Origin of the sequence: Micromonospora sp. CPCC 205539 (genome assembly GCF_036906815.1) — a bacterium.
Classification (GTDB): domain Bacteria; phylum Actinomycetota; class Actinomycetes; order Mycobacteriales; family Micromonosporaceae; genus Micromonospora.
This window is the reverse complement of the sequence record NZ_JBAKHW010000010.1, coordinates 43545-69800: the sequence shown is the minus strand read 5'-3', so window position 1 is coordinate 69800 and position 26256 is coordinate 43545. Positions and strand designations below refer to the sequence as shown.

Genomic DNA, 26256 nt, shown 5'->3' with positions numbered 1-26256 from the left:
GACCGAATCGGCGCGGCACGTCACGCAGGCAGGAAGGCAGGCACCTTGATGTCCACGTTCCGCGGAGGGGATCGCCCGGTACGGCACAGACGAAGGTCCCGATGGTTCTTAGCCGGTGGGGTTCTGGCCGGGAGCCTCGTGGTGGGCGCGGCCGGTGTCGCCGCGGCCGCCGACCGCGACCTCACCCTCGTTGGCCTGGGCAGGTTGACCGCCGCAGCCCAGGCCGACGACGACCGGCGCGGCGACAACTCCGGGGCACCCGAGCGGAACGCCGACGGTGCCCGCCCGCAGACGCAGGGCACCGGTACGCGGGGCGTGGTGTCGGTGCCCTGCGACGCGGCGAAGCTGGTGGCCGCGCTGGTACGGGCCAACGCCGAGGGCGGCGCTGAGCTGCGGCTCGCCCCCAAGTGCCGGTACACGCTCAACGAGGCGTTCCACGAGACCGACCAGTACGACGGCGGAATCCAGGACGCGCGGGAGGAGGCCGACGCCGCGGAGACCCCCGGGGACGCCGACGCGCCGCCGCACAACCCGGCCGACGACACCGCGGGCCTGCCGGTGATCTACCAGCCCATCACCATCGACGGTGCCGGCGCCACCATCGCCCGGGACGCCCAGGCCGCCGCGTTCCGCTTCTTCACGGTCCGCGACGGTGGCGAGCTGACGCTGCGTGACCTGGAGTTGCACAACGGCCGCTCGGCCATCGAGGGCGGCAGCGTGCACGTCGTGCACGGTGCCACGGCCGTGGTGGAGCGGGTCACCGTCACCCAGAGCACCTCGCTGTCTCCCGAGGGCGGCGGTGGTGGGATCTTCAACGACGGCAACATGGTGGTCACCGACTCCACCTTCGTCGGCAACAGCGCCTCCGGCGCCGCGGGCAAGGGCGGGGGCCTGCTCAACGGCGGAGTGCTGACCCTGAAGCGCTCGGAGTTCCACCACAACACCGCCAACGGCTACGGCGGCGGGCTCGGCAACTACCGGGGCGCGGCGGACGTGGACACCACCACCTTCGCGGAGAACAGCGCCGGCCAGGGCGGCGGGCTGGCCAGCTTCTCGGCCCGGACCAAGGTGTACGACACCAAGTTGCTCAACAACACCGCGCAGGTCGGCGGCGGGGCAGCGAACTCCGACGCGGTGCTGGTGCTGCGCAAGATGACCGTCCGCGGCAACACCTCGACCGTCAACGGCGGCGGTATCTCCACGGTCAAGGGGCTCATGCCGATCGACGACAGCGTGGTCGACGGCAACACCACCCACGGCATCGGCGGCGGCATCTACGCCGACAAGTCGAACCTGCTGGTGCGGGGCAGCGACGTGACCGGCAACGCGGCGGTCGGTGCGACGTCGAAGGGTGGCGGTCTCTACGCCACCGCAGGCTCGTTGGCGATCTACACCAGCAAGGTCACCCGGAACTCGGCCACGGTACGGCCGGGCGGCATCTTCGCCGAACATGCCCAAGTCAAGATCGACGACGAGAGCGTGGTCGTCGAGAACGAACCGACCAACTGCGAGGGCAGCGCGGTACCGATCGCGCACTGCTTCCGCTGAGAGCACTGACCAGCGCACCCAACCCGAGCGCACAGCCGGCCGCCCGGACGATCACGACGATCGCCCGGGCGGCCGGTGGTCGTTGGCGTCCTACTTGGACGGCTCAGGAAGCTTGCAGTCGATCTTGGGGTTGGCCCCGATGTAGTTCAGCGGCCCGGCCACGATGGTGACCAGGATGGTGCCCGCTTCGGCGCAGTTGGTGTCGTCGCCGCTGTAGTAGCCCCGCTGGCCGGCGGCGATCGCGCCGATCACCAGCCAGATCACGACGATGACTCCGAGTATCGAGGTGCCGCGCATCGCTGCCTCCTGAAGGAATGTGGTGGATCCGAGGTGCAGGCCTTGTACCCAATTGGGTCTCGCGGCTAACGGACGCCGCGACGACCGGCGGATCGTCTTTCCGGATGATGTCGGCCGCCGTCGGTACGGCCGGCCATCGGCCGCCCGCACCGGGTAACGGCCGTCGGCTATCGGATCGGCGACCCACCCGCCGCCGCACCGTCCGCCGGACGTAGAACTGCCTCACGGCCATCGCCGAGGAGGATTCATGGACGTCCCGACACCGCCCCTGTACATCGACCGTCCCGAGGACGTGGCGGCTGCCGCCCGCGCGCTCGCCGGCGGCGCGGTAGTCGCGGCGGCCTTCGCCAACTTCTACGTCATCGTCACCCGACCGGACGCGGCCACCGTGCGTCGGGTCAACCTGGCCAAGGGCCGCCCGGTCGCCCAGGTCGGCAGCATCACCACCGCGGTCGGCCGGATCCCGGGCATGTTCGACTGGTCCCGGATCTCGCCCCGGCTACCGGTCGGCCGGGTGCGAACGCTCATGGACTCCCTGTACGGCGCTGGGCCGTTCGGGTTCCGGGGCCCGGCGGCGGAACGACTGCCCGACCACCTCACCCAGATCGACTGTGGGCTGCGCACCACTCAGGTGATCGCGCCCGGGCTGACCTGCCCGTCCAACGCGTTCTTCGAGCGGGCGCTCGCCGAGACCGGCTCGGACCACCTCTACATCACCTCGGCGAACCGGTCGAGGCACCTGACCGGCGCGGCCGAGGAGCCGGCGCACTGGAAGGCCAGTGGCCTCGCCGCCGACTTCGCCCACCTCGACGACCTGGTGGTGCTCGCGCACCGGGACGAGGCGGCGGCCCGCGCCGCCTACCCGGCCTACCTCACCACCTCGGTGACCCTGCTGTCCTTCCATGCTCCCGCGGGTGAGCTGGAGGAGCCGCCGGTGCTCACCGTCGACCGGCACGGCTCGCTGCACCTGGACGAGGTGCGCCGCGCTGCCGCGCCGCTCGGGCTCCAGGTGCGCCTCGGCGGCACCGCTAGGCAGCGGTTGCAGGTTCGGGGGTACGCCGGGGCGCTGGTGTGAGCGGCTACCGGATCGGCCTCGTGGTGCCCAGCTCGAACACCACCATGGAGACCGAGGTCCCGGCGATGCTGCGTCGGCGCGAGAGCGTCGACCCGACGGTGAGCTTCACGACCCATGCCAGCCGCGTACGGCTGCACCACGTGACCCCCGACGAACTGGCCCGGATGAACCGCTCCTCGGTCCGGTGCGCCGCCGAGCTGGCCGACGCCCGCTGCGACGTGCTCGCGTACGCCTGCCTGGTGGCGGTGATGTGCGAGGGCGCAGGCGCGCACGAGCGGGCCGAGCGGCGACTGGGTCGCGCGGCCAACCGCGCCGGGCACGGCATGCCGGTCGTGACCAGCGCGGGTGCGCTGGTGGCCGGGTTGCGGGCACTGGGCGCGCGCCGGGTGGCCCTGATCGCGCCGTACCTGCCGCCGCTGACCGCGACCGTCGTCGCCTACCTCGCCGGGCACGGTGTGCAGGTGACCGAGGCGGTGAGCCTCAGCGAGCCGGACAACGTCGCGGTGGGTCGGATCCCGACGTCTCGGCTGGTGGAGTTGGCCGACCGGTTGGACGTGACCGACGTGGACGCGGTGGTCCTCTCCGCCTGCGTGCAACTGCCGTCGCTGGCCGCGGTGCCGCTGGTCGAGGCCCGCCTCGGCCGCCCGGTGCTCACGGCGGCCACCGCCACCGTGCACCAACTGCTCACCGGCCTGGGCATCCCGCCGTACGTGCCGCACGCGGGCCGGCTGCTGGCCGGGGCGGGCCCACGCTGACCGACCGCTTCAGTGCGGTGGGGCGGGCGCTTCGGGCGGCCGGCCGTGGCTGCGCCGGTGATCCGCGTAGGCCACACCGACCAGCACCAGCAGGGCGCCTGTGGAGGCGGCGATCGGCGGCAGGTACAAGACCGCGGGCGCGATGGTCAGCAGCGCCAGCAGGCCGCCGGGGCGGGACGCCGACACCCGGCTGAACACCTCGTACTCGAAGGCGCTTCGGCCGAGCAGGAACAGCGCCGGGCCGCCGAGGATCACCGCCGCCCAGGCCGGCGGGGTCCGCCCGGCCGGGTGGTGCAGCACCAACTCGAAGCCGGAGGCCGTCGTCACCACGCCCGCGATCATCACGAGATGGGTGTACGGCGCGCTGAACAGGAACTTGCTCGGCGACTCGGCCGACTTGATGGCCACCGGCAGCAGCTCGCCGGACTTGTGGACGTAGATCCGCCAGAGCAGCAGCGTGGTCAGGAACGCCACCGTGAACGCCATGATGGTCTGCCGCTCGGAGCGCCCCATGCTGAACATCGTCCCGATCGTCAGGATGGCGTCGCCGAGGGCGATGATGAAGAATTGCTGGTACCGCTCGGAGAGGTGCTCTGCCGTGACGTTGCGCTGCTGCTCCGGCACCACGCCGAGCCCCGGCACGGGGTACGCGAGCCGGAAGCCGCTGTAGTCGATGGCGAGCGCGAGCGCCCAGCACGCCATCCGCGCGTCACCGCTGACGAACGCGCCGGTGATCCAGGGGATCGACGACACGACGAACCAGGTGAAGATCCGTGCCGCCCGGCGCTGGGTCTCCGGGTGGCGGCGTACGGCCGGGATGAGGAACAGCCCGCGCCCGAGGTGGATCGCCACATAGGCGCCGGCGAAGACGATCCCCCTGTCGTCGAACGCCCCCGGAATCGCCGTGGTCATCAGCAGCGCGCCGAACATCACCCCGCAGATCAGCAGCTTGATCTCGGTTCGCGCGGGGTTGTACAGGTCGGTGACCAGGGTGGTGATCGTCCAGGTCCACCAGACGGCCGCCAGCAGGATCAGCGCCCGTCCGGCCTGATGCCAGTCGAGGTGCTCGACCATGCCCCGGGAGATCAGCGCGAGCGCGACCACGTACACCAGGTCGAAGAAGAGCTCGAGCAAGGTCACCCGGCGCGGGGAGTCCGGTTCGCGCAGTGGAGGGCGGGCCTGCCGGGGTCCAGGATCCGGCGCGGCGAAGTGCACGGGTTGCTCCTGCGTACCGGTCGGCTCGGCGGACCGTCCGGGCCACCTTCACCGACGGTAGCGAGCAGCCGACGGGGCTATCCCGGATCGGATGCGTTTCCCCCGACCGGGTCGGGGTCTCGGTAGCGAGGCTGTCGCGTCAACTGGACCGGCAGCTCGCCGCACGCGCCCTGCGGTAACTACGCAAACCCGCCCTGCCCCGCCTCGCACTGCCCTGCCCCGCCCCGCCCCGCCCCGCCCCGCCCCGCCCCGGCGATCTTGCAGTTTCGGTCGCCGATTTGCAATATATGCGCCCGATGTCGAGGCAGAAAGTGCAAGATCGCGCGCGTCAAAGCGGCTCGGGCCTCAATCCCCACCGATCATGGACTAGTGGTGCCCGTTCACTGCTATCACGGTTGATTTGTCTCCCACCACAACTTCATGATCGGCGCGGGGACGGGGCGGGTCCGGGACGGGACGGGGCTGACAACATTCGTGAAGCCTGGAACGGCCGAGCCCCCGGCAGACCGTCCGCGCTGGACGATTGGCCGAGGGCTCAGGTCGTAGGTGTCAGTTCTGGGTGCTGCCCGGCAGCACCGCGACCACCTCGTCACCGGCGCCGGCGAGCAGCCGGGCCTGCTGTGGCCAACTGGCCAGCCCGGACGTGGCGCGGAGGCCGGCGGCCCGGATCAGGTCCCGCAGCGCCGGCTCGTCCAGCTCGCCGAGCTGGGCGTACGTGCGCACGCCGGCATCCTGCAACGCGGCGGCCATCTTCGGCCCGACTCCCTGGATCCGGCGGAAGTCGTCGGCGGGGGCCGCCGGGTCGACGACCGCCGCGCTCGGCGTGGCGACGTCGGCGTCCCGGACCGGCGGCGTGGCCACCGCCGGTCGCGCCGGCTCCTCGTCAACGTCCGCCAGCGCCGTGTCGGCGGGCGTGGTGCCGACTGGCGTGGTGTCGGCCGGCGTCGCGTCGACCGGCGTCGTTTCGACCGGCGTGGCGTCGACCGGCAGGGCGTCAACCGGCGTCGCGTCAGCGGCGCTCGTGTCGATCAGAGTGGTCTCGGCCGGCGTGGTGTCGAGCGCGGTCGGCTCGGCCGGGGTGGTGTCGACCGGCGCGGTGTCGAGCGCGGCCGGCTCGGCCGGGGTGGTGTCGAGCGGGGTGGCCTCGCCCGGGGTGGTGTCGACCGGTTCGGTGTCGAGCGCGGCCGGCTCGGCCGGCGTGGTGTCGGTGGGCAGGTCGTCGTGCTCCGGCTGGCGGGGGGCGACCACCGTCGCTGGCGCGGCCTGCTCCTCGGTCGCGACCGGCTCGAGGTCCGGTGCGGCGGCGGGCTCGGGCTGCTCGACGACCGGGCTGGCCGGCGGGGTGTCGGTCAGGGCCATGTCGGCCGGGTCGACGGTGCTCGGGGTGTCGGCCGGCGCGTCGACCGGAGGAACGCTGGTGGTCACGGCCGCAGGGGCGCTGACCGTGTCCACCGGGGCCGGCTCGTCGGCGACCGCGACCGGATTCGGGTCGACAGCCGCCTCCGCCTGTGCCGGGTCGGTGGTGGCCGCCGGCGGCGGCGTGGAGATCACAGCCAGGCCGGCGACGGGGTCACCATCCACGATCGACGGACCCTGCCGTACGCCCTGCCGGCCGCGCAGCACCCAACCGGCGGCCAGGCCCAGGAGCAGTACTACTACCACTATCAGCGAGTGTCCGATAGACCACGCCACGGCGAACCTCCCTCTCACGTCGTCGGAAAAGTCACGAGAAAAACTCGCCGCAGCTTCGCACACGCGTTTTGACGACGACAGAGAGGACCGGCCGGGTGCGCTGCCGGTGGGACGGCCGCCGCACCGGGTACCCGACGGGTGACGCAGCGTCGCGCCGTTACGCGACGAGACCCGGGTCCGGCGGGAACGTCGGGCCCGGGTCGGTCGAACCCCGATCAGTCCTGATCGCCCTCGTAGGTGTGGAAGTCGTCGACGAACCGCCGGCGCAACCGGGGCACGCGGCTGGTCACCCCGAAGTAGCCGCGCGCACCGAGTAGCGCGAGCCGTCCCACCACCGGCTTGTACATCCGGTCGTCGCCGCTGGTGCCACTGCGGTGCAGCGACTCGGCGACCCGCGCAGAGCCGTACGGCAGCATGGCCGCCTCGTAGTCGGCCACCGCCTCGAGCAGTGTCTTGTCGCCGGCGGCGGCCCGGGTGAGCTGCTGGCAGAGCAGGCGGGCGTCGCGCAGCGCGGTGTTCGCGCCCACCCCGCGACCCGGAGTCATGGTGTGGATGGCGTCGCCGAGCAGGGTGACCGTGCTGCTCTTCCAGGGCGGCACCGGCTCCGAGGTGGACACCTTGATGGGTAGGGCGCTGCTGGGATCGCCACGACTGAGCAGCTCCCGCAGGTGCGGATGCCAGTTCGGGGTGAGCTGCAGGGCGAGTCGGATCAGCTCCGGGCCGCGTAGCTGCATGACGTCGGCGGGGAAGCGGCGAGCCGTGCTCCAGATGATCAGGTTGATGTTGTCGGTCGTGGTGTCATGGGACATGCCCGGCCAGTCGCGCAGCACCGCGGCGTCGGCGTCGCTGACGCCGGGCTTGATCACTCGCCCGGCGTCCCACTTGAACTCCATGACGTGCAGCACGCCCATCATCCCGCCGGTGCCGAAGATCAGCGAGATGCCCTGGCGGACCCGCTCCGGCACGAGGTCGCGGGTGTGCGGGGTGAGGGGGATCCGGGTGGCGATGTTGATGGTGCCGGCGTCCGAGATGACCGCGTGCGGCAGGTACTGGCGGCGTACCGCCGAGTGGGTGCCGTCGGCGGCGACCAGCAGGTCACCGGTGGCGGTGGTGCCGTCGGCGAAGTGTGCGCTGACGGTGCCGTCGTCGCGTTGCTCGTACCCGACGAAGGTCTTGTCGAAGTGGACCACGTCGCTCAGGCCGGTCAGCAGCACCTGTCGCAGCGTCATCCGGGCCACCGAGTGCTCGGTGTGCCCCGGGTCGGCGTCCGGCCGCAGCGGAAACGAGGCGGTCTCGCTCAGCTTCTGGGTGACCACGTTGAAGTAGCGCGGCGGTCGGGCGCAGGTGGCCAGAAAGATGGCGAACAGTTCCGGCGGCAGGCACTCGCGCAGCGCCCGGCTACCGGTCGGGCCGATGCCCACCCGGTAGCCGAGCAGCCCCTCGGCGCGGTGGCGGTGACGCTCGTAGACGGCGACGCTGATCCCGGCACGGCGTAGTCCGTGTGCCAGGCACAGGCCGCCGGTGCCGGCGCCGATGATCAGGACGTGCGGTGGCGGGTTGGACACGTCGGGCGTCCGCTCAACCGGCCGGGTGTGGCGCGGGCGCGTCGGCGGCGTCCCAGCGGTAGAAGCAGCCGGCGATCGCGTCCCGCGGCGAGCGCCAGGTCGGCAGGTACGGCGAGGTGTGTGCGGAGAGCCGTTCGTTGACCTGCTGGAAGAGCGGGTGGTTGCGGGCCGCGGCGAGCGCGTCCGGGTCGACGTCCGAGGTCTCCATCAGGTGTACGCACAGGTCGTGCAGGCAGTACAGGGACCGGTGCGTGACGCCGGTCAGGCCGGGTAGTTCGGTGGCATCGGACTCGGCGAAGATCTGCGCGACCCGCCCTTCCGCGCCCGGGATGATCCGGCTGACGATCAGTAGACGACTCATGGGACCCCTTTCGCCGGTGGCGTCCCCGACCGTCGGGTCAGTCGCCACGTGCTGCTGTTCGCCCACCGTGCCGCAGCACCTGTCACATCACCGTCACGTACGGCGGCCGGCCGGTGACGGACGGTCGACGACGGCGTCCCGGCTCGTCTCGCGACTGGCCGCGCGGATCGGGGCGAGCGTGTCGTCGAGCAGGGCGCTCATCGCCGGGCTGGGCTCGAGGCGCAGCTCCCGGCGCAGCAGGTCCCGGTAGACGTAGAAGGCGTGCACGGCCTCGAACGCGTTGCCCTCGGCGAGGTGGATGCGGACCACCAGGCGGTGCGGCGTCTCGCGCAGTGGTTCGGCGGCCATCGCCTCCAGCGCGGCTTCGAGGGCCTCGCCGTGCCGCCCCGCGACCAGGTGCTGCCCGGCCACCCGCTCCAGCATGTGCAGACGCAGTTGGCGCAGCCGTTCCCGGTCCAGCAGAACCCAGTCGTCGTACCAGCCGGGCAGCAGGTCGTGTCGGCCGGCCGCGAGCGCCCCGGCGGCGGTCCGTGCGTCGTCGCCGTCGCGGACCCGAGCGGCCGTGCCGACCAGCTCGTCCACGTCCAGCCGGACCGCCGGGCCCAGCCGGACCGAGTCGCCGGCCACGGTCATCGGGCAGCACGGGTCCTGCCGCAGTCGCCACAGCGCGGTGCGCAGCGATGACAGCGCCCGCTCCTCCGGCGCGTCCGGCCACAGCAGCCCGGCCAGCTGGCTCCGGGTGGCGCCGGGGCGCAGCCCGATCAGCGCGATCACCCGTTGCAGACCGCGCGGCACCACCACGGGCACCGGGCCGTGCAGCAGTCGGAAGCCGCCGAGCAGGTGCAGCGAGACGCCGGTCTCGGGCGGACCTCCGGCGGTCGGCACGGACGGATCAGCGGCCACGGCGATACCCCCTGCGGAACGCTCGTCCCGACTGTCTGCTGTGTCCCGGATCGGCCGCCCGTGACGCCACCGCCGGCCCGCGCCGGTGGGGGTCGACAGTGGCTGCCGGGGCGCGGCCCCGTCTGCCGGAGCCGCCGGGCTGGCCACGGTGAAGATTATCAATAGCGCTTACGGTGAGTCAACGGCTTTCGGGCTTGCTGCCAGTAACGGACAACCGTGAGATCAGTTCCGAACTGCGAAAACGTTTGTCACGGGGTTGCCGCGAAGATCATCTATCACATAGCTGATACACAGGTTGCGTCAACGCAGCGTCACCAAACAGCGTCGCGAACCGGGCCGCCACGGTGACGCCGCCGTGACGAGGACTGCCGCATCGTGTCGGCAGTCGTCCAGTGTGTCCGGGGGTCACCCACCGCCGGCCCGGACGCCGTGGGAGGGGGAGGCCCAGCCATGGAGCGATCGCTGATCGTCGCGAAGGTGGTACCGACCGCCGAGGAACAGGTCGCCGAGATCTTCGCCGAGTCGGACGCGACGGAGCTGCCCGGCCTAGTCGGGGTCCGGCACCGTTCGCTGTACCGGCTGCACGACCTCTACGTACACCTGCTCGAGACCGAGCAGCCGGCGCAGGGCGCCGTGGAGGCCGCCCGGGGCCACCCCGAGTTCATCCGCGTCAGCGACCGGCTGCGGCCGTACGTGTCGCCGTACCTGTCGACGTGGCGCTCGCCGCGCGACGCGATGGCGCACTGCTTCTACACCTTCGACGCCGCGTCGGTGGGGCGGCGGTCGTGACCGCCACCGCCCCGCGCGAGGAGCAGCTCTGGTCGCGCTGCGCCGGCTGCGCGAGCCTGCTGTACCGCAAACGGCTGCGGCGCAACCTGGACGTCTGCCCGGAGTGCGGCGCGCACGGCCGGCTCGGTGCGCCGGAACGCCTGCGCCAACTCGTCGACCCGGGAACGTTGTGCCCGCTGCCCGACCGGCTGCCCGAGTCGGACCCGCTGGGCTTCGTCGACGTGGTGCCGTACCCGCACCGGCTCTCCGCCGCACGGGCCGGTACCGGCCTGACCGAGGCGGTCGTCTGCGCCACCGCCACCATCGGCGGGCACCCGGCCGTGCTGGCGGTGATGGACTTCCGCTTCCTCGGCGGCAGCCTGGGCTGTGCGGTGGGTGAACTGATCACCCAGGCCGCCGAGCGGGCGCTGGACGACCGCGTCCCCCTCATTCTGGTCACCGCCTCCGGTGGGGCGCGGATGCAGGAGGGCGCGCTGTCGCTGATGCAGATGGCCACGGTCAGCCAGGCCATCGCCGGGCTGCGCGAGGCGGGCCTGCTCACCGTCAGCGTGCTCACCGACCCGACGTACGGCGGGGTGGCGGCCTCGTTCGCCACCAACACCGACCTGGTGCTCGCCGAGACCGGCGCCCGGATGGGCTTCGCTGGCCCACGGGTGATCCGCCAGGTCACCGGTCGGGCGCTGCCGGAGGGCTTCCAGACCGCCGACTTCCTGCTCCGGCACGGTCAGGTGGACATGGTGGTGCAGCGCCGGTCACTGCGGGGACGGCTGATGGCGCTGCTCGCCGCCGCCCGTACCGGCCGGCCGGCCCGTCTGCCCGTACCCCGGCAGGAGCAGGCCCCCCGTCGCGAGTGCCGGGCCGACGAAAGCCCGGCCACGGCGCGGCCGGCCGACGGGCCTCCGGACCCGGTCGCCTCGCCGCTCGAGGTCCCGGAGCCGGCGGTACGCGATCCGTGGGACACGGTCCGGGTCGCCCGCCACCCCGGCCGGCCGACCACGCTGGACTACCTCGACTCCGTCTTCGACGGGTTCGTGGAGCTGCACGGTGACCGGCTCGGCGCGGACTGCCCGGCCGTGGTCGGCGGTGTGGCCCGCCTGGACGGCCGACACGTCATGGTGATCGGCCATCAGAAGGGGCACACGACCGCCGAGCTGGTCGCCCGCAACTTCGGCATGGCCAGCCCGGCCGGGCACCGCAAGGCGCTGCGGCTGATGCGCCTCGCCGCCCGGCTCGGCCTGCCGGTGGTCACCCTGGTCGACACGCCGGGCGCCGACCCGGGCGTGGGCGCCGAGGAGCAGGGCCAGGCGGCGGCCATCGCGGAGAACATCCTCACCCTCACCGTGCTGCCCACCCCGGTGGTGGCGGTGATCACCGGCGAGGGCGGCAGCGGCGGCGCGCTCGCGTTGGCGGTCGCCGACCGGGTGCTGATGCTCCAGAACGCCGTCTACTCCGTGATCAGTCCGGAGGGTTGCGCCGCCATCCTCTGGCCGGACCGGTCCGCCGCGCCGCAGGCCGCCCGCGCGCTCCGGCTGACCGCACCCGACCTGTGCCGGCTCGGGGTGGCCGATGAGATCGTGCCGGAGCCGGCGACGGCCGCACACGAGGACCCGGCCGAGACCGCCCGCCGCCTGCGCGCCGCGCTGCTGGCCAACCTGCTGCCGCTGCTCGACGTGCCGACCGCGCTGCTGGTCCGTCGCCGCCGCCAGCGGTTCCGGCGGTTCGGCTCGGCACGCGCCGACGTCCGAGCGGGTGCCCGATGACCGCGGCGCGCCTCGACACCGACCCGTCCAACGGGCACGGCGGGGTCCGCCTCGACGCCGACCACCCGCCGGTCGGGCAGCAGACCGACGGCTCCGACACTGGCTCCGGCGGCTCTGCGGCCGGCGGCTCCACGGCGGACGGCGGCTCCACGGCGGACGGCGCGGAGGTGTTGGCCGGGTTGCGCCGGCAGATGCGGCACCTCGTCGCCGAACTGCCCGGACCGGTGCGCCGCATCCGGCTGCGCAGCGGGACGACGATGCTCGAGGTCGAGTGGCAGCACCCCGACGCGTCACCGGCGCAGCCCGTACCCCCGGCGCCGACGACGACCGCGTCGGTGGGCGACGACCGCGCGGCATCGGCCAACGGTGTGCCGGTGGCGGTGATCCGGCCGGCGGTGCCCGGGCGCACCGTGGTCCGGGCGCCCATCGTCGGCACCTTCTACCGGGCGGCGGAACCCGGCGCGGCACCCTTCGTCGCGGTGGGCGACCTGGTCCGCCCCGGCCAACCGGTCGCCATCGTCGAGGCCATGAAACTGATGAACGAGGTGGTCACCGACCGGGCCGGCCGGGTGGTCGCGGTGCTCGTCGAGGACGGTCAGTCAGTGGAGTACGACCAGCCACTGGTCGAGCTGGATCCGGCCTGATGGCGCGGGTGGAGGACGCATGTTCGAGACCGTGCTGATCGCCAACCGGGGCGAGATCGCGCTGCGGGTGCTCCGGGCCTGTCGGGAACTCGGCATCCGGACCGCGGTGGTCTACTCCGCGGCGGATGCCGACTCGGCGGCCGTTCGCCTCGCGGACCAGGCCGTTCGGATCGGGCCGGCGTCGAGCCGGCGCAGTTACCTCAACGCCGCCGCCATCGTCGAGGCGGCCCGACAGGTGGGCGCGCAGGCCGTGCACCCGGGCTACGGCTTCCTGTCCGAGGATGCCGACTTCGCCGAGATCTGTTCGGACAACGGGCTGACGTTCATCGGCCCGCCGCCGGCGGTGATGGCCGCGCTGGCCGACAAGTCCTCGGCGCGGGCGCTGATGAGCAAGGCCGGTCTGCCGCTGCCGGCCGGGAGTGTCGAGCCGGTGCCGACGGCCGCCGCGGCGGCCGAGGTGGCGAGCGCGATCGGCTACCCGCTGATCGTGAAGGCCGCCGCCGGCGGCGGAGGTCGGGGGATGACCGTGGTGCACACCCCCGGCGAGTTGCCTCGGGCGTACGCCCGCACCCGGGCCGCCGCGCAGGCCGCCTTCGGTGACGACCGGGTGTACGTCGAGCGGTACCTCACCGAGGCCCGGCACGTCGAGGTGCAGGTGCTCTGCGACAAGCACGGCAACGGGGTGCACCTGGGCACCCGGGACTGCTCGGTGCAGCGCCGACACCAGAAGTTGGTCGAGGAGGCGCCCGCGCCGGCGCTGCCCGCGGCCACCCTCGACACCATCGCCGAGACGGCGCTGCGAGGCGCGCTGGAGGTCGGTTTCGTCGGCGCCGGCACGCTGGAGTTCCTGGTCGACGCCGAGGAACGGTTCCACTTCCTGGAAATCAACTGTCGGATCCAGGTGGAGCACCCGGTCACCGAGATGGTCACCGGGATCGACCTGGTGCACGAGCAACTGCACATCGCCGCCGGCGTGCCGCTGCGCTGGCGGCAGGAGGAGATCCGCCTGCACGGCGTCGCCGTGGAGTGCCGGGTCAACACCGAGGACCCCGAGCGCGGCTTCGCCCCGACCCCCGGCCGGCTGGACCGGTTCGTGCCGCCCGGCGGGCCGTTCACCCGGGTGGACACCCACGCCAGCACCGGCTACGTGGTCGGCCCCTGGTACGACTCGCTGCTGGCCAAGGTGGTGGTCTGGGCGCCCGACCGGGAGTTGGCGCTCAACCGGCTGGAACGCGCCCTGGAGGAGTTCGACATCGCCGGGCCGGGCGTGCGTACCACGATTCCGTTCGTCCGGCGGGTGCTCGACGACGCCGCCTTCCGCAAGGGCCGCTACACCACCGGCCTCGTCGACCGGCTGCTCGCCGCGCCCGACCCGGCGCCCGCGCAGCGGCCGACGACCGCCCCCGCACCACGCCCCGCGCCCGCCGCGGAGCCCGACGTATCCCACAGGAGGACCCGATGACCGTCACCCATGGTCGCCCGATGACCGCTGAGATCACCGACATCCTGGTGGCGCACTGCGGGCTGGACGCCGACGCCGCGGCCCGGGCACCCGCAGCGTCTCTGGAGGAGCTGGGCATGGACTCGCTCGCCCTGCTGGAACTCTCCGCCGTCGTCGCCGACCGGTGGCAGGTCCGCATCCCCGAGCAGTCCGGGCAGTTGAGCATCCCGGCCGTGGCCGACCTGGTCGCCCGCCGCGTCGATCCACCCGGGCACACCGAGAACGGCGTGCTCATCGACGCGCCGCTGGATCTGGTCTGGGAGGTCACCAACGACGTGGCGAACTGGACCGAACTGTTCACCGAGTACGCCGTGGTGGAGATCCTGCACCGCGAGGGGGACACGGTGCGGTTCCGGCTCACCATGCACCCCGACGAGAACGGGGTGGCCTGGAGCTGGGTCAGCGAACGCACCGCCGACCCGGTGAGCCGGCAGGTCCGGGCGCACCGGGTGGAGACCGGGCCGTTCGAGTACATGCGGATCCACTGGAGCTACACCGAGGAGGGTGGCGGCACCCGGATGAACTGGGTGCAGGACTTCTCGATGAAACCCACCGCGCCGGTGGACAACGCCGCGATGACCGACCGGATCAACGCCAACAGCGGCATCCAGCTCACGGTGATCAAGGACCGGGTGGAGCGGATCGCCCGGCAGCGCGCCGACGAGCAGAGCCGTCCGGCCACCAAGGACGAGACGACGGAGGTCGGCGATGAGTGACCTGAGCACCCGACCGATCGCCGCGGGAGACGTACCCGTCGATCGGCGGCGTGGTGGTGAGCTGCGGGTGCTGCTCGGCCCCCGCACCGTCGGCAGCACCTCCGGCTTCCTCGGGGTGGCCGCGCTCGCGCCGGGGGAGCGGATCGCCGAGCACTACCACCCGTACAGCGAGGAGTTCCTGTACGTGATGCGCGGCGCGATCACCGTCGACCTGGACGACCAGCCGACGCTGCTGGCCGCCGGTGAGGCGCTGTTCGTGCCGGTCAACGTGCGGCACCGGCTGCGCAACACCGGCGTCGAACCCGCCGAGGTGGTCTTCCACCTGGGTCCACTGGCGCCCCGGCCCGAGCTGGGGCACGTCGACACCGAGATGGCGTCATGAGCGGGCGCCGCACGGTGGTGACCGGAATTGGGGTGGTCGCCCCCGGCGGCGCCAGCCGGGACCGCTTCTGGAAGGCCATCACCGAGGGGCGTACGGCGACTCGGCGGATCAGCTTCTTCGACCCGTCGGCGTTCCGCTCGCAGATCGCCGCCGAGTGTGACTTCGATCCGGTCGCCGCGGGCCTCACCGACGCCGAGCGACGTCGGGCCGATCGGTACGTGCAGTTCGCGCTGGCCTGCTCGACCGAAGCGATGGCCGACGCCGGGCTGGTGCTCACCGACGCCGAACGGAACAGGGCCGGGGTGGTGCTCGGCACGGCCGTGGGCGGCACCATGGCCCTGGAGCAGGAGTACGTGACGCTCAGCGAGCACGGCCGGCGCTGGCTGGTCGACGCCGCGCGCGGCGGCCCCTACCTGTACCAGGCGCTGGTGCCCAGCAGCCTGGCGGCCGACGTGGCCTGCCGGCACGGGCTGCACGGCCCGGCGCAGGTGGTCTCCACCGGCTGCACCTCTGGCATCGACGCCATCGGCTACGCCCACCAGTTGATCGTGGACGGCGAGGCCGACATCGTGCTGGCCGGCGCCGCGGACTCGCCGATCTCACCGGTCACCGTCGCCTCGTTCGACGCCATCAAGGCGACCAGCCCGGACAACGACGACCCGGCGCACGCCTCCCGCCCGTTCGACGCCGACCGGCACGGTTTCGTGCTGGCCGAGGGCGCGGCGGTGCTGGTGCTGGAGGAGGCCGGGCACGCCCGGCGGCGCGGCGCGCACGTCTACTGCGAGGTGGCCGGCTACGCCAGCCGCAGCAACGGCTACCACATGACCGGGCTGCGCCCGGACGGGTTGGAGATGGGGCTGGCCGTCACCGACGCGCTCAAGCAGGGGCGGACCAACCCTGATGAGGTCTCCTACATCAGCGCGCACGGTTCGGGCACGCGCCAGAACGACCGGCACGAGACCGCCGCGTTCAAGCGGGCGTTGGGCCAGGCCGCGTACGGGGTGCCGATCAGCTCGATCAAGTCGATGGTCGGGCACTCGCTCGGCGCGATCGGCTCGATCGAGATGGCCGCCTGCGCTCTCGCGATCGAGTTCGGCGTGGTGCCGCCGACGGCCAACTGGACCACCCGGGACCCGGAGTGCGACCTGGACTACGTGCCGAACGAGGCGCGGGAGGTCCCGGTGGACGTGGCCCTGTCGGTGGGCAGCGGCTTCGGCGGCTTCCAGTCGGCGATGGTGTTCCGCCGCCTGCCCGGGACGGTGGCGGCGTGACCGCCCGGGCAGTGGTGACCGGCATCGGCGTCGTGGCGCCCAGCGGCATCGGCGTCGACGCGCACTGGCGTACCGTGCTGGCCGGCACCCGACGCACCGGGCCGATCACGCTGTTCGACCCGGCCGACTACCCGACCCGGCACGGCGGGGAGGTGCCCAACTTCACCGCCTCCGGGTACGCCGACAGTCGACAGTTGGTGCAGACCGACCGGTGGACGCACCTCGGCTTCGCGGCCACCCGGCTGGCGCTGGCCGACGCCGGGCTGCCCGAGCGGGCACCCGACCCGTACGGCTACGCGGTGACCCTGGCCAGTTCGTCCGGCGGCAACCTGTTCGGCCAGCGGGAGCTGCAACGCCTCTGGGGCGGTCCGTCGCGCACCGTGGGGGCGTACCAGTCGATCGCCTGGTTCTACGCGGCCAGCGTCGGACAGCTCTCCATCCACCACCAGTTCAAGGGCCCGAGCGGGGTGTTGGTCGCGGAGGCGGCCGGCGGGCTGGACAGCCTGGCGCACGCCGCCCGCGCGGTACGCCGAGGCACCCCGGTGGTGATCGCCGGGGGCACCGAGTGCCCGTTGAGCCCGTACGCGTTGGCCTGCCAACTGCGCTCCGGGCTGCTCAGCGACGTCGCCGACCCGGAGCGGGCCTACCGGCCGTTCGACGTGGCGGCCAGCGGCTACCTGCCGGCCGAGGGTGGCGCGGTGTTCGTGGTGGAGGATCTGGCGCACGCGCTCGCCCGGGGCGCCCGGATCTACGGCGAGGTCACCGGGTGGGGCTCCACCCACGACGCCGCGCACACCACCGAGGAGAGTGCCGGTGATCCGATCCAGTACGCCCGCGCGATGCGGCTGGCCCTGGACCGGGCCAGCGTCGCGGCGGCGGGGATCGACGTGGTCCTGCCCGATGCGCTCGGTGTGCCCCGCTACGACCGCAGCGAGGCCGAGGCGCTGCGCGCCGTGTTCGCCGACCGGTCGCCCCCGGTGACCACGCAGAAGCCGCTGACCGGGCGGGCGTACCAGGGCGGGTCGGCGCTGGACGTCGCCACCGCGCTGCTCGCCTTCGCGCACGACACGCTGCCCGCGTCCGCCGCCCCGGACGAGGTGGCCGACGGATGTGAGCTGGACTTCCTGCGCGAGCACCGCCAGCCGCGCAGCCGGCTCGCGCTGGTCTGCGCGCGGGGCTTCGACGGTTTCAACAGTGCGCTGGTCCTGCGCGGGGCCGCGCCGATGAGGGGAGCGACGCCATGACCGAGCCGACCGACCAGCGGGCGCGGGTGGTCTTCCTGGTACGGGTGCCTGAGGCGCGCACCGAGGCGTTCCTCGCCGCGTACGAGGAGGTGCGGCACCTGGTGGCCGGTGGGGTGCCGGGGCACCTGGTCGACCAGGTCTGCCGTTCGTCGACCGACCCGGAGCAGTGGCTGATCACCAGCGAGTGGGCGAGCCTGGCCGACTTCGAGACCTGGGAGCGCAGCCCCGAGCACCGGGACCTGGTGCGCCCGATGCGGGAGTGCTTCACCGACGCCCGCTCGCTGCGCTTCCACATCCAGGCGGAGACGTCGGCGCAGGTATTGGACGGGGGTGGGGTCCGGTAGGAGCTGACCGGCGGCGTTGACCTGCGCAATCATGTCACCGCCGCGTCATGGTGCAGGGGTACGAGCTGATCGCAGCCGGCGCCACAACAGGCCTGCCGAGATACTCGCCGCAACGCCGATGACGACGCCATTGAGTAGACGGGCGGCCGATGGGACGGAACGTCGGACGGTACCGAGGCCTTGTTCAGGCACCGCTGCGCGCACCCTCGGTTCGGTCAACACCCATCTGGAATGCTCCTCATCGATGACGAGGAGAAAGCGCCGCCCTCGTCTCGTCCCCGCCGTACTCGCCGCCCAGGATGCCCGAGCCATCGGCCAGAAGCGCCGAGCGACGTCGCCACGGAACATGCCGGCCAGCATGTCCCGAAGTAGCGGTTCCGGGATGGTGCCGATCTCGTAGCCCATCCAGGCGTACTGCAACAGGAGGTTCGTATAGATGTGCTGCCGCTTGGCGGTGTCGTCGGGCAGGTCCAGCGGACCCCAGCAGGGTAGGTAGACAGGTAGATCATCGAGTTGCATCTTGATCAAGTCGGCGTGGAAACCGCGGATGGCCTGGATCCGTTCCGCTCTGGTCTGGCGGGCCTGGAGCAGCAGTGACGCCGCTACACCTCCGAGCGCAAGTGCCGACAGGACCGCCGACGTGGCTCCGTAGGTCTGGCCGATATCGCTCAACCGGCCCCAGTCTTCCGTCTCCACCAAGCTCATAGCTCCCAGTGCGACGGGCGACAGGATCACCAGCCCCACCACGACGAGGACCACAGCGACTGCGGTCGAAGCCTGGCCGAGGCGACGGGCCAGGCTCCGCCCTCCTATCGCCGGGCCTGGCACCGGGGCGCCGCCGACACTGCCTCCGTCTGCGCGGTCCCGGCCCCTGGCGCTTCGATGCATCCCGGCATTCTGCCGCGCCGTGCTGCTCGCGCGCTGACCCGCGACGATGGCTGGCTCGTGCGCCCCGTGCTGCGGTCGTGCCACCAGCGGGCCGCCGCCCAGTTCGCGGCAGATCCGGATGACCACTCTGGGCGGCAATCACCCGAACTTCTTCCATTGCCCTTCGGAGACAACCTCGACGGAGCCGTCAACGACCTTGATGGCCGTCTGTTCGTCGATGGCATAGGCCGGAACGCCGATTCCAGCGGCCCACCGCTCCGCGTCAGCCATGGTGTTCGTGGGGAAGAGGTCGAGGTGCGGGAAGATCGAGAAGTCGACGAGCCCCAGGGTGCGGTCGTCCGGCGCGGACGGCCACTCGACGAAGTAGTCCCCGATCCGGGGTGTCATCACCATGCTTCCGGCGCTCACGCCCACCCACACCTTGTCCGGCAGCGAAGGCAGCAGGTCGGCCAACCCGGACTCGCGCATCCAGTGGCACAGGTACGTCGCGTCGCCGCCGTCGGCAAGGAGCACATCGGCCTCCCGGACCCAGGGGACCCATCGCTCCGCGCCGATGGTGGGCAGCGCGGTGAGCTCGAGGACACCGAGCGACGCCCACCCCAGGCCGGACATGTACCGCCGGTCGGGCTTGGGCACGGCGGCGACGAAGTCCCGCACCGATGTCGGACCGCACATCGGGTGACCCCACTGTGCAGTCGGAACGCAGAGAGCGTTGCACTCGCCGATCGGCTTGCCGAGCATCTGCACGAGCGCTGAGTGGATGCTGGGGTTCGTGACACCACCTGATGTCAGCAAGAGCTTCAAAGGCACCTCCCGATTCGCGCGCGTAGCGGCAGATTCCCAGGGTGAGGGACCAATCCCGGACTGATCGTAATTCGGGTCCCCTCCTTCAGAGGTCCGCAGGCTCAGGACGGTGACCCCGACGAGCAGTGACACCCCGTGTACCGAGCGCAGGATTGGTGCTTGACGGATACGTCGGCCATCTGCTTATGTTGATGGCATGACTAAGCCCTCGGCGTCGATGCGTGAACCCACATACTTCATCCTCGCTGCGCTGCAGGACGAGCCGTTGCACGGCTACGCCATCGTCAAGCGCGCGCAGGACCTGTCCGGCGGGCGGGTGCGGTTGACGACCGGCACGCTGTACGCCGCGTTGGACCGGCTCACCGGCGAGGAGATGGTGCGAGTGGCCGAGGAGGCGGTGGTCAATGGCCGCGCCCGTCGCACCTACGAGCTGACCGAGCGCGGGTTGTCCGCGCTGCGTGAGGAGGCGGCGCGGATGGCCGCTGCGGCTCGAGTCGTTCGAGACCGTTCCGTGCGGTCGACGGCCGCGACGGTTCGGACGGTGCCGGCATGACCGGCCTGGAGCGCCGCTACCGGTGGCTGCTGCGCGCGTACCCTCGGGCCTATCGGCAGTACCGTGCCGACGAGATGCTGGAAACTCTGATGGCCGCGGATGAGACGGACCAGAGGCACCCGAGCCTTCGGGAGTCCCTGGCGCTCGTGAAGGGGGGCCTGCGGGCCCGCGCCGGTGTAGACCAGCTTCGCTCCCGGGACACCTTGCGATACTCCGCGCTGCGATCGACCGTGCTGTCCCTGCTCGTGTGCGGCGTTGCCCTTACGGCCCTGCCCCTCGTGTGGCGCTTATGGCTGCTGGTGCCGGGCAATTCCGCCAGCTTTCTGTACGGGCGAAGCCCGGTCACGCCCGCATTGCTGCTTTTCGCGTTGGTCGCCGCGGTGTGGGCTCGCTACCGCCTCGCGCTTCCCATAATCATTGGTGCCTTCGGCGCGGAAATCTGGTACTCCGCAGCGAATGACCTGGGGCACGCGGTAGGGCCATGGGCGAGGTACGAGGCTGTGTCGGGGCTCCGGACAGGCCTCGATCTGATCATGCAACTGTCTACGTGGGTATGCTTGTTGGCCGTGCTGACGATGGTGCCGCTACTTCGAGCGCGCCAACCACGGGCCCCGCGACCATGGACCTGGCTTCTCGGCGCGACAGTGACCATGGCGGTGGTGACGCCCAATCCGCTCAACGACTGGGCCGACCGGCTTACCCTGCCGGTCATCGTGGCCGCCGGGCTGGTGGCGGCTCTCGTGGGCGCGGCGTTTGATGTACGGGTGTCGATCGCGGCCAGTGCGGTCCTTCTGGCGCTGATCCTGCCTATGCTGGCCTATGAGCCAACCAATTGGACTCTCTACGGTTGGAACCTGAGCCCGCGAAACGTGCTCCTCGGAGCCGTGGTCGGAATTATCGCCATCAACGTCACGGTCAGCAGAATGGCCGCCCGCCGGCAAGTCACCCTGTGACAGCGTGGTCACTCTGCATGGATCCCTGACGAAGGATCACAGGGAGCGGCGCACTCAGCGTTGCGTTCTGGGTCATCAGCCGATCGGACGACGTAAGGCGATGATCGGCTATATCCATGTGCGACGGACACCTCGCGACGTCTAGGAAGGAGGCATGGCCAACGAGGTAACCGTTCCCCTGCTGCCGTGCGCATCCATTGACGACATCGAAACCTTCTACGGAGTTCTCGGCTTCCGCACCACGTACAAGCAACGCAAGCCCAACGCGTGTGTCGGGGTGCAGCGGGAAGACCTGAATCTGCAGTTCTTCGAGATCGCCGGATTCGACCCGGAGCGGTCCTATGGCTCCTGACTCGTACTCACCGCGGACATCGAGGGACTACATCGGGCGTTCGCAGCCGGCATGCGCGCCGCGTACGGCAAGGTACTGGTGTCTGGAACGCCGCGGATGACCCGGCCCAGAGCGCGGAAGAACGCCGACGGGTTGGGCGGATTCAGCGTCATCGACCCGGGCGGCAACTGGATCCGCGTCTTTCGGAACGCCGTCACCACGCCCATGCCGGCCGCCACGCCTGCCGGGCGGCTGGCCAAGGCCCTAGCGAATGCTGTCGTCCAGGCCGATTCCAGGGGAAGCGCCGGACAGGCCGTTCGGATCCTCGACAGCGCGTTGGCCCGTCCGCAAGCCGACGACGACCCGGTCGAGCAGGTGGAGGTCCTGGTCTACCGCGCCGAACTCGCGATGGTGCTACATGATTCAAGGACTGCGGCCGAGATGCTGACCCGCGCCCAGTCGGTCACGCTCACGGAAGACGAATCCGAAAGGGCGGCATCCGCGTTCGACAACGCCACCGAACTTTCAGCAGCACTGCGGTGACGCACCATACGAGCACCTCCCTCATCTCGGCAGCTCCTGCCGTCATGCTGCGTGCCGCGCGGATCACGATGATGAGCGCACACCGGACCATGTCGGCTCAATGGGCCGGCAGCGTCAGCGCTGCATAACGGACAGGTCCTTGGTTAGGCAGTTGGTTCCGTCCGGGCCGGCGAGTGGCACCGACTGGTATCCCTCGCTGTGATAAAGGTCGATGTTCCGCAGGCTCTTGGCGCCGGTGACCAGCAGGATGCGACGGCAATCGGGTTCGGCGGCGGTTTCGGCGGTGCGCAGCAGCCACCGGCCCAGCCCTTGGCCTCGTAGGTCGGGCACGACGGCGAGCCGGCCTACGTGCCAGTCGGTGTCGGTGCGACGGGTCCGCACCATGCCCAGTAGTCGGCCGTCCAGCCAGATGCCCGTGGTGTGCCAGGTCGCCAGCCACTCGCGTACCTCTTCCGGCGACTCGTGCAGGGCCGGTATGGCCATGGTGTCGTTGACGACGGCCTCGTCCACCCAGCAGCATCGCTGCAGGACCGTGACCTGGGGCGCGTCGTCGGGGGTCAGCCGTCTCGTGTAGGACCCGGGCAGCGGGCCGGGCAGGGCCCCGGATTGTGCGCGTTCGCGCAATGGTCGTAGGGCGTTGGCGACCCGGACCAGCTCGTCCAGCAGGCCGAGGCCCGCCATGTCGCGGGTGGCGTCGGGCCGCAGTCGCCCGTTCTCCATTGCGTCACCGATGCGGATCGCGACCGTGGCACCCAACGGGATCAGGCGCAGCGTGGTCACCACCTGCTTGGCGTGTTGGACCGAGCGGGTGCCCGCCGACGTGTTGCCGTAGCTGACGAAGCCGATCGGCTTCCATGCCCATTCGCGGCTGAGGTAGTCCAGCGCGTTCTTCAGGGTCGCTGGCATTCCGTAGTTGTACTCCGGCGTGACCACAATGAACCCGTCCGCCGCGTCGACGATCGCGCTCCACCGACGTGTGTGCTCCTGCTGGTAGACACCCGACGACGGATGTTCCTCTTCGTCCAAAAACGGCAGGTTCAGATCGCCTAGGGCCACCGGTACAAGCTCGACGCCGAGTTCCGCGGCACGAGGGGTGATCGTTTCGATCAGCCAGTCTCCGAACAGGGGGCCGAGGGCGCCTGGACGGGTGCTGCACATCAGAGCAAGGACACGGACCGGTTTCGTTAACATGGAAACGAACCGTAGTGCTAGATTGATTACATGTCAACGAAACCGCCGACCGGGACCGTACGCTGGTTGAACCCTGACGAGGAGCGGGCGTGGCGGGCGTTCCTGCGCGTAGTGGTCGCCGTCCAGACCGGCACGGCGCGCGATCTGGCCGCGATCGGGCTCTCCGAACCCGACTACGAGGTGCTGAGTACCCTGTCGGAACGGCCCGGCCACACCAGCACCCTGGGGGAACAGGCCGACAAGATGGGCTGGTCACGCAGTCGGCTGTCCCGGCACGCCACCCGGATGGAGGCGCGCGGTCTCTTGAGGCGCACACCCGACCCGACCGATGGCAGAGGCTGCTTCCTCGTCCTCACCGCGCAAGGTCTGGACGCGCTCGAAAACGCCGCGCCGGCCCACCTCGAGTCGGTACGACGCCACTTCATCGACCGGCTCGGCCCAGAAGACCTCATCGCCATCGAACAGATCGCCCGGAGGCTGGAAGAACCCCAAGCCGGCGACGATCGACCACCCAAACGGCGCCCGTCGGCATAATCGCCGTTGGGCAACCCTGCCGCCCGTACTCTCATCGCCGAATTGGCCCACAACGGCCCCGCGGCCGCCGGCGTCGCCCGACTGGCCACCCTCATCGGGCTCACCCGGTGACCCAGCCGCCGCCATCGGCCGTCCGGCTGGGGTCGCACGCCGGACGCACGATGAGTCATCCGACGGTGACGCTATGCCGGCTTGCCCGCCCGATACTGCCTGCCGAACGGACTGTCGGCAATCCGGCCAGCCGCCCTTTCTGATCTAGCCATTTGCATCTAGCGATGCCCCTGTGGTCGTCGTAAGGTTCCCCGCAGCACCCCAAGAGGCGTACGTGATGGGCAGATTTGCCCTCTTTGATGCTGGGCGGTGAACGGCAGTGGTGGCAGGAAATCCTACGGCGACAGACCCCGGATGGGTGGACGAAGTCCTGTTCGCGGGAGGCCCAACCGACGTTTGTCTCCGACTGCCCGAGCCGATCGACCGGTCCACCCTGCACCGGCTCGTCACCGCCGCGCAGGACCGGCTGACCGCCGCCGGACTGCGCCCCGGCGGTGCCGCTGCGCTGCGGTTGCCGCCGTCCCTGGCGTACGTGGTGAACCTGCTCGCCACCTGGCGTGCCGGGGGACAGGCGATCCTGCTCGACCACCGGCTGACCGACCACGAGGTGGACCGCGCGCTGGCCCGGCTCACCCCGCAGGTGGTGGTCGCGCCGGTGCGCAGCGGCGGTGGCGCGCTGCGCATCTTCGTCGACGTCGTCGAGGGCGTAACCCGGTACGCCGACCGCCCGGCGGTGAGCGGCCACGCCGTGATCCAGCTCAGCTCGGGCTCCACCGGCCCGTCCAAGGTGATCGGCCGGACCGCGGCCGACCTGGTCGCCGAGGTGCACCGCTACACCCGGATCGACGGGGTGGCGCTGCCCGGCGAGCGGATCATCCTGCTGCCCTCGATGGTGCACGTGCTCGGCCTCGTCGGCGGCCTGCTCTACGGCCTACACGCCGGAGTCGAGCTGGTCCCGCCGGAACGCCTCAGCGGAGACGCCGTGCTGGCCGCGATCGCCGCCGGCCCGACACCGGCCACCGTGCTGGGCGTGCCGTTCCACATCGGACTACTCGCCTCCACCCGGCCGACCGGCCCGCTGCCGCAGCTCCGGCGAATGACCACCGGTGGTGAGCTGGTGCCGGCCGCGGTGGCCCGGGCGTTCACCGACCGGTACGGCGTGCCGCTGGGCAACATGTACGGGATGACCGAGGTCGGGGTGATCGGCACCGACCTGCACGGGCAGCACCGGCCGTCCATCGCCCCGGCGCCCGGCATCGAGGTCCGTGAGACCGGCGGCGAGCTGTGGGTCTCCTGCCCGGCATCGCCGTACGTCGGGTTGAGCGACCCGACCCGTTGGTCCGACGGCTGGCTGCACACCCGCGACGCCGGCACCGTCGACGAGGACACCGGCCTGGTCACCGTCCGCGGCCGGCTCGACTCGCAGGTCTCCGTCGGCGGGATGAAGGTCGACCTGACCGAGGTGGAGACCACCGTCGCCGAACTGCCCGGGGTGGCCACCGCGGTGGTGGTCTGGGACGACGGCATCACCGCGTACGTCCAACCGGACGGGCCGCTGTCCGAGGAGATGCTGGACAAGCTGCTCGCCGAACGGTTGGCCGGCTACAAGCGCCCCCGGGTGCTGCACCTGCTCGATCAGCTACCTCGCACCACCACCGGCAAGCTGGTCCGCTCGGTCGACGTGCTGCGTTCGGCGGCCACGCCATGACCGGCCCGCTGCACCACCTCGACGTCGACCTCGCCACCCGCGACCACCCCGATCGCCAGGACGAGATCCGCGTCCACCTCCGGGTGGCCGACCCGCAGGGCCGCGAGACCGGGCACCGCCCGCAGCGCGGGCCCGACCGGCAGCGGCATCTTTCGACGCAGGCCCTCATCGCGCAGCCCCAGCCCGAGCGCCTTGCCGACCGCCTCCTTCGCGGTCCACAACCGCAGGAAGTCCACCGCGTGCCCGGCCTCGGGCCGGCCGGCCAGCCAGGACAGCTCGGCGGGCGGGAACCAGCGGCGGGCCAACGCGAGCGCGGGCAGGGGGCGGACCCGCTCCACGTCCACCCCGACCGGGCCGGCGGGACGGGCGGCGACCACCACGACCCCGTCGGTGCGGCTGACGCTGACCGGCAACTCCACGGGCCCGCTCTGCCGGCCCTGCTCCACGGGCCCGCCCACCAGGACGACCGGGCCACCACCGGGCCGGTGCGTCAGCACCAGCTCCACCTCCGAGCGGCCGAGCAGCGCGGCACCCGCCCGCCGCAGCAGCCGCCCGGCCGGATCCGGCCGACCGCCGGTGTCCCGGCCGACCCACACGTACACGGTGTCCCGACCGGACACCGTCAGCTGGCCCACCCA

The 26256-nt window shown here is 71.6% G+C and carries 26 protein-coding genes and 1 pseudogene; 17 read left to right on the top strand and 10 right to left on the bottom strand.

What is annotated here, in order from left to right; all coding sequences use genetic code 11:
- The first annotated feature begins 48 nt into the window (after positions 1 to 48).
- Positions 49 to 1548, top strand: a complete 1500-nt coding sequence (locus tag V6V47_RS11425) for a hypothetical protein (RefSeq protein WP_334628088.1) — start codon at positions 49 to 51, stop codon at positions 1546 to 1548.
- A 90-nt stretch (positions 1549 to 1638) separates the two neighbouring features.
- On the opposite strand, the gene V6V47_RS11420 is transcribed toward V6V47_RS11425, so the two are convergent.
- Positions 1639 to 1845 (bottom strand): hypothetical protein, encoded by a 207-nt coding sequence (locus tag V6V47_RS11420; protein WP_334628087.1) that lies wholly within the window; start codon positions 1843 to 1845, stop codon positions 1639 to 1641.
- 247 nt (positions 1846 to 2092) lie between these two features.
- Here V6V47_RS11420 and V6V47_RS11415 point away from each other — a divergent pair, with 247 nt between their 5' ends.
- On the top strand, positions 2093 to 2920 hold the full coding sequence (locus V6V47_RS11415) for a hypothetical protein (RefSeq protein WP_334628086.1): 828 nt from the start codon (positions 2093 to 2095) through the stop codon (positions 2918 to 2920).
- Entirely contained in the window at positions 2917 to 3675 is a 759-nt protein-coding gene (locus V6V47_RS11410) for a maleate cis-trans isomerase family protein (protein ID WP_334628085.1), read from the top strand. The genes V6V47_RS11415 and V6V47_RS11410 overlap by 4 nt, the downstream gene beginning before the upstream one ends.
- Positions 3676 to 3684: 9 nt before the next feature.
- On the opposite strand, the gene V6V47_RS11405 is transcribed toward V6V47_RS11410, so the two are convergent.
- The 5 genes from V6V47_RS11405 to V6V47_RS11385 form a co-directional block, all read right to left on the bottom strand.
- On the bottom strand, positions 3685 to 4815 hold the full coding sequence (locus V6V47_RS11405; RefSeq protein ID WP_334628084.1) for a low temperature requirement protein A: 1131 nt from the start codon (positions 4813 to 4815) through the stop codon (positions 3685 to 3687).
- A 624-nt stretch (positions 4816 to 5439) separates the two neighbouring features.
- Positions 5440 to 6552, bottom strand: a complete 1113-nt coding sequence (locus V6V47_RS32700) for a hypothetical protein (RefSeq protein ID WP_442934215.1) — start codon at positions 6550 to 6552, stop codon at positions 5440 to 5442.
- Positions 6553 to 6797: 245 nt separating this feature from the next.
- Entirely contained in the window at positions 6798 to 8147 is a 1350-nt protein-coding gene (locus V6V47_RS11395) for an FAD-dependent oxidoreductase (protein WP_334628083.1), read from the bottom strand.
- Between the two features lie 13 nt (positions 8148 to 8160).
- Entirely contained in the window at positions 8161 to 8508 is a 348-nt protein-coding gene (locus V6V47_RS11390) for a TcmI family type II polyketide cyclase (protein ID WP_334628082.1), read from the bottom strand.
- Positions 8509 to 8601: 93 nt separating this feature from the next.
- Complete coding sequence (locus V6V47_RS11385) at positions 8602 to 9411, bottom strand: AfsR/SARP family transcriptional regulator (protein ID WP_334628081.1); 810 nt, start codon at positions 9409 to 9411, stop codon at positions 8602 to 8604.
- Between the two features lie 450 nt (positions 9412 to 9861).
- Here V6V47_RS11385 and V6V47_RS11380 point away from each other — a divergent pair, with 450 nt between their 5' ends.
- From V6V47_RS11380 to V6V47_RS11340, 9 genes are read left to right on the top strand one after another with little or no spacing between them, the layout of a single operon-like run.
- Entirely contained in the window at positions 9862 to 10200 is a 339-nt protein-coding gene (locus V6V47_RS11380; protein ID WP_334628080.1) for a TcmI family type II polyketide cyclase, read from the top strand.
- Positions 10197 to 11960 (top strand): acetyl-CoA carboxylase carboxyltransferase subunit alpha, encoded by a 1764-nt coding sequence (locus V6V47_RS11375; RefSeq protein ID WP_334628079.1) that lies wholly within the window; start codon positions 10197 to 10199, stop codon positions 11958 to 11960. The genes V6V47_RS11380 and V6V47_RS11375 overlap by 4 nt, the downstream gene beginning before the upstream one ends.
- Positions 11957 to 12604 carry an acetyl-CoA carboxylase biotin carboxyl carrier protein gene (locus V6V47_RS11370; RefSeq protein ID WP_442934214.1) on the top strand — a complete coding sequence of 216 codons (648 nt, stop codon included), beginning with the start codon at positions 11957 to 11959 and terminating at the stop codon, positions 12602 to 12604. Before V6V47_RS11375 ends, V6V47_RS11370 begins: the two co-directional genes overlap by 4 nt.
- 19 nt (positions 12605 to 12623) lie before the next feature.
- Entirely contained in the window at positions 12624 to 14066 is a 1443-nt protein-coding gene (locus V6V47_RS11365; RefSeq protein ID WP_334628078.1) for an acetyl-CoA carboxylase biotin carboxylase subunit, read from the top strand.
- Complete coding sequence (locus tag V6V47_RS11360; RefSeq protein WP_334628077.1) at positions 14063 to 14821, top strand: SRPBCC family protein; 759 nt, start codon at positions 14063 to 14065, stop codon at positions 14819 to 14821. Before V6V47_RS11365 ends, V6V47_RS11360 begins: the two co-directional genes overlap by 4 nt.
- Complete coding sequence (locus V6V47_RS11355) at positions 14814 to 15203, top strand: cupin domain-containing protein (RefSeq protein ID WP_334628076.1); 390 nt, start codon at positions 14814 to 14816, stop codon at positions 15201 to 15203. Before V6V47_RS11360 ends, V6V47_RS11355 begins: the two co-directional genes overlap by 8 nt.
- Positions 15200 to 16474 carry a beta-ketoacyl-[acyl-carrier-protein] synthase family protein gene (locus tag V6V47_RS11350; protein WP_334628075.1) on the top strand — a complete coding sequence of 425 codons (1275 nt, stop codon included), beginning with the start codon at positions 15200 to 15202 and terminating at the stop codon, positions 16472 to 16474. Before V6V47_RS11355 ends, V6V47_RS11350 begins: the two co-directional genes overlap by 4 nt.
- Complete coding sequence (locus V6V47_RS11345) at positions 16471 to 17718, top strand: beta-ketoacyl synthase N-terminal-like domain-containing protein (RefSeq protein ID WP_334628074.1); 1248 nt, start codon at positions 16471 to 16473, stop codon at positions 17716 to 17718. The genes V6V47_RS11350 and V6V47_RS11345 overlap by 4 nt, the downstream gene beginning before the upstream one ends.
- Positions 17715 to 18062 (top strand): antibiotic biosynthesis monooxygenase family protein, encoded by a 348-nt coding sequence (locus tag V6V47_RS11340; RefSeq protein WP_334628073.1) that lies wholly within the window; start codon positions 17715 to 17717, stop codon positions 18060 to 18062. The genes V6V47_RS11345 and V6V47_RS11340 overlap by 4 nt, the downstream gene beginning before the upstream one ends.
- Before the next feature lie 45 nt (positions 18063 to 18107).
- Here V6V47_RS11340 and V6V47_RS11335 read toward each other — a convergent pair whose 3' ends face one another.
- Entirely contained in the window at positions 18108 to 18821 is a 714-nt protein-coding gene (locus V6V47_RS11335; protein ID WP_334628072.1) for a DUF6082 family protein, read from the bottom strand.
- A 267-nt stretch (positions 18822 to 19088) separates the two neighbouring features.
- On the bottom strand, positions 19089 to 19754 hold the full coding sequence (locus tag V6V47_RS11330) for a Type 1 glutamine amidotransferase-like domain-containing protein (RefSeq protein WP_334628178.1): 666 nt from the start codon (positions 19752 to 19754) through the stop codon (positions 19089 to 19091).
- A 196-nt stretch (positions 19755 to 19950) separates the two neighbouring features.
- Here V6V47_RS11330 and V6V47_RS11325 point away from each other — a divergent pair, with 196 nt between their 5' ends.
- The 3 genes and pseudogenes from V6V47_RS11325 (at position 19951) to V6V47_RS11315 (ending at position 22134) form a co-directional block, all read left to right on the top strand.
- Positions 19951 to 20307: a PadR family transcriptional regulator gene (locus tag V6V47_RS11325; protein ID WP_334628070.1), complete on the top strand. Its 357-nt coding sequence runs from the start codon at positions 19951 to 19953 to the stop codon at positions 20305 to 20307.
- On the top strand, positions 20304 to 21260 hold the full coding sequence (locus tag V6V47_RS11320; RefSeq protein ID WP_334628069.1) for a hypothetical protein: 957 nt from the start codon (positions 20304 to 20306) through the stop codon (positions 21258 to 21260). Before V6V47_RS11325 ends, V6V47_RS11320 begins: the two co-directional genes overlap by 4 nt.
- Positions 21261 to 21414: 154 nt before the next feature.
- Positions 21415 to 22134, top strand: a pseudogene (locus V6V47_RS11315) (VOC family protein).
- 114 nt (positions 22135 to 22248) lie between these two features.
- Here V6V47_RS11315 and V6V47_RS11310 read toward each other — a convergent pair.
- On the bottom strand, positions 22249 to 23325 hold the full coding sequence (locus V6V47_RS11310) for a bifunctional NAD(P)H-dependent oxidoreductase/GNAT family N-acetyltransferase (protein ID WP_334628067.1): 1077 nt from the start codon (positions 23323 to 23325) through the stop codon (positions 22249 to 22251).
- Positions 23326 to 23355: 30 nt separating this feature from the next.
- Here V6V47_RS11310 and V6V47_RS11305 point away from each other — a divergent pair, with 30 nt between their 5' ends.
- Both V6V47_RS11305 and V6V47_RS11300 read left to right on the top strand, forming a co-directional pair.
- Positions 23356 to 23859, top strand: a complete 504-nt coding sequence (locus V6V47_RS11305) for a MarR family winged helix-turn-helix transcriptional regulator (protein ID WP_334628066.1) — start codon at positions 23356 to 23358, stop codon at positions 23857 to 23859.
- Positions 23860 to 24268: 409 nt separating this feature from the next.
- The gene (locus tag V6V47_RS11300) at positions 24269 to 25618 is read left to right on the top strand and encodes a class I adenylate-forming enzyme family protein (protein ID WP_334628065.1); all 1350 of its coding nucleotides are present in this window, start codon (positions 24269 to 24271) and stop codon (positions 25616 to 25618) included.
- Here the strand turns inward: V6V47_RS11300 and V6V47_RS11295 are convergent.
- The gene (locus V6V47_RS11295) at positions 25546 to 26253 is read right to left on the bottom strand and encodes a 4'-phosphopantetheinyl transferase family protein (protein WP_334628063.1); all 708 of its coding nucleotides are present in this window, start codon (positions 26251 to 26253) and stop codon (positions 25546 to 25548) included. The two genes, V6V47_RS11300 and V6V47_RS11295, sit on opposite strands and share 73 nt — an antisense overlap.
- Positions 26254 to 26256: the final 3 nt, after the last annotated feature.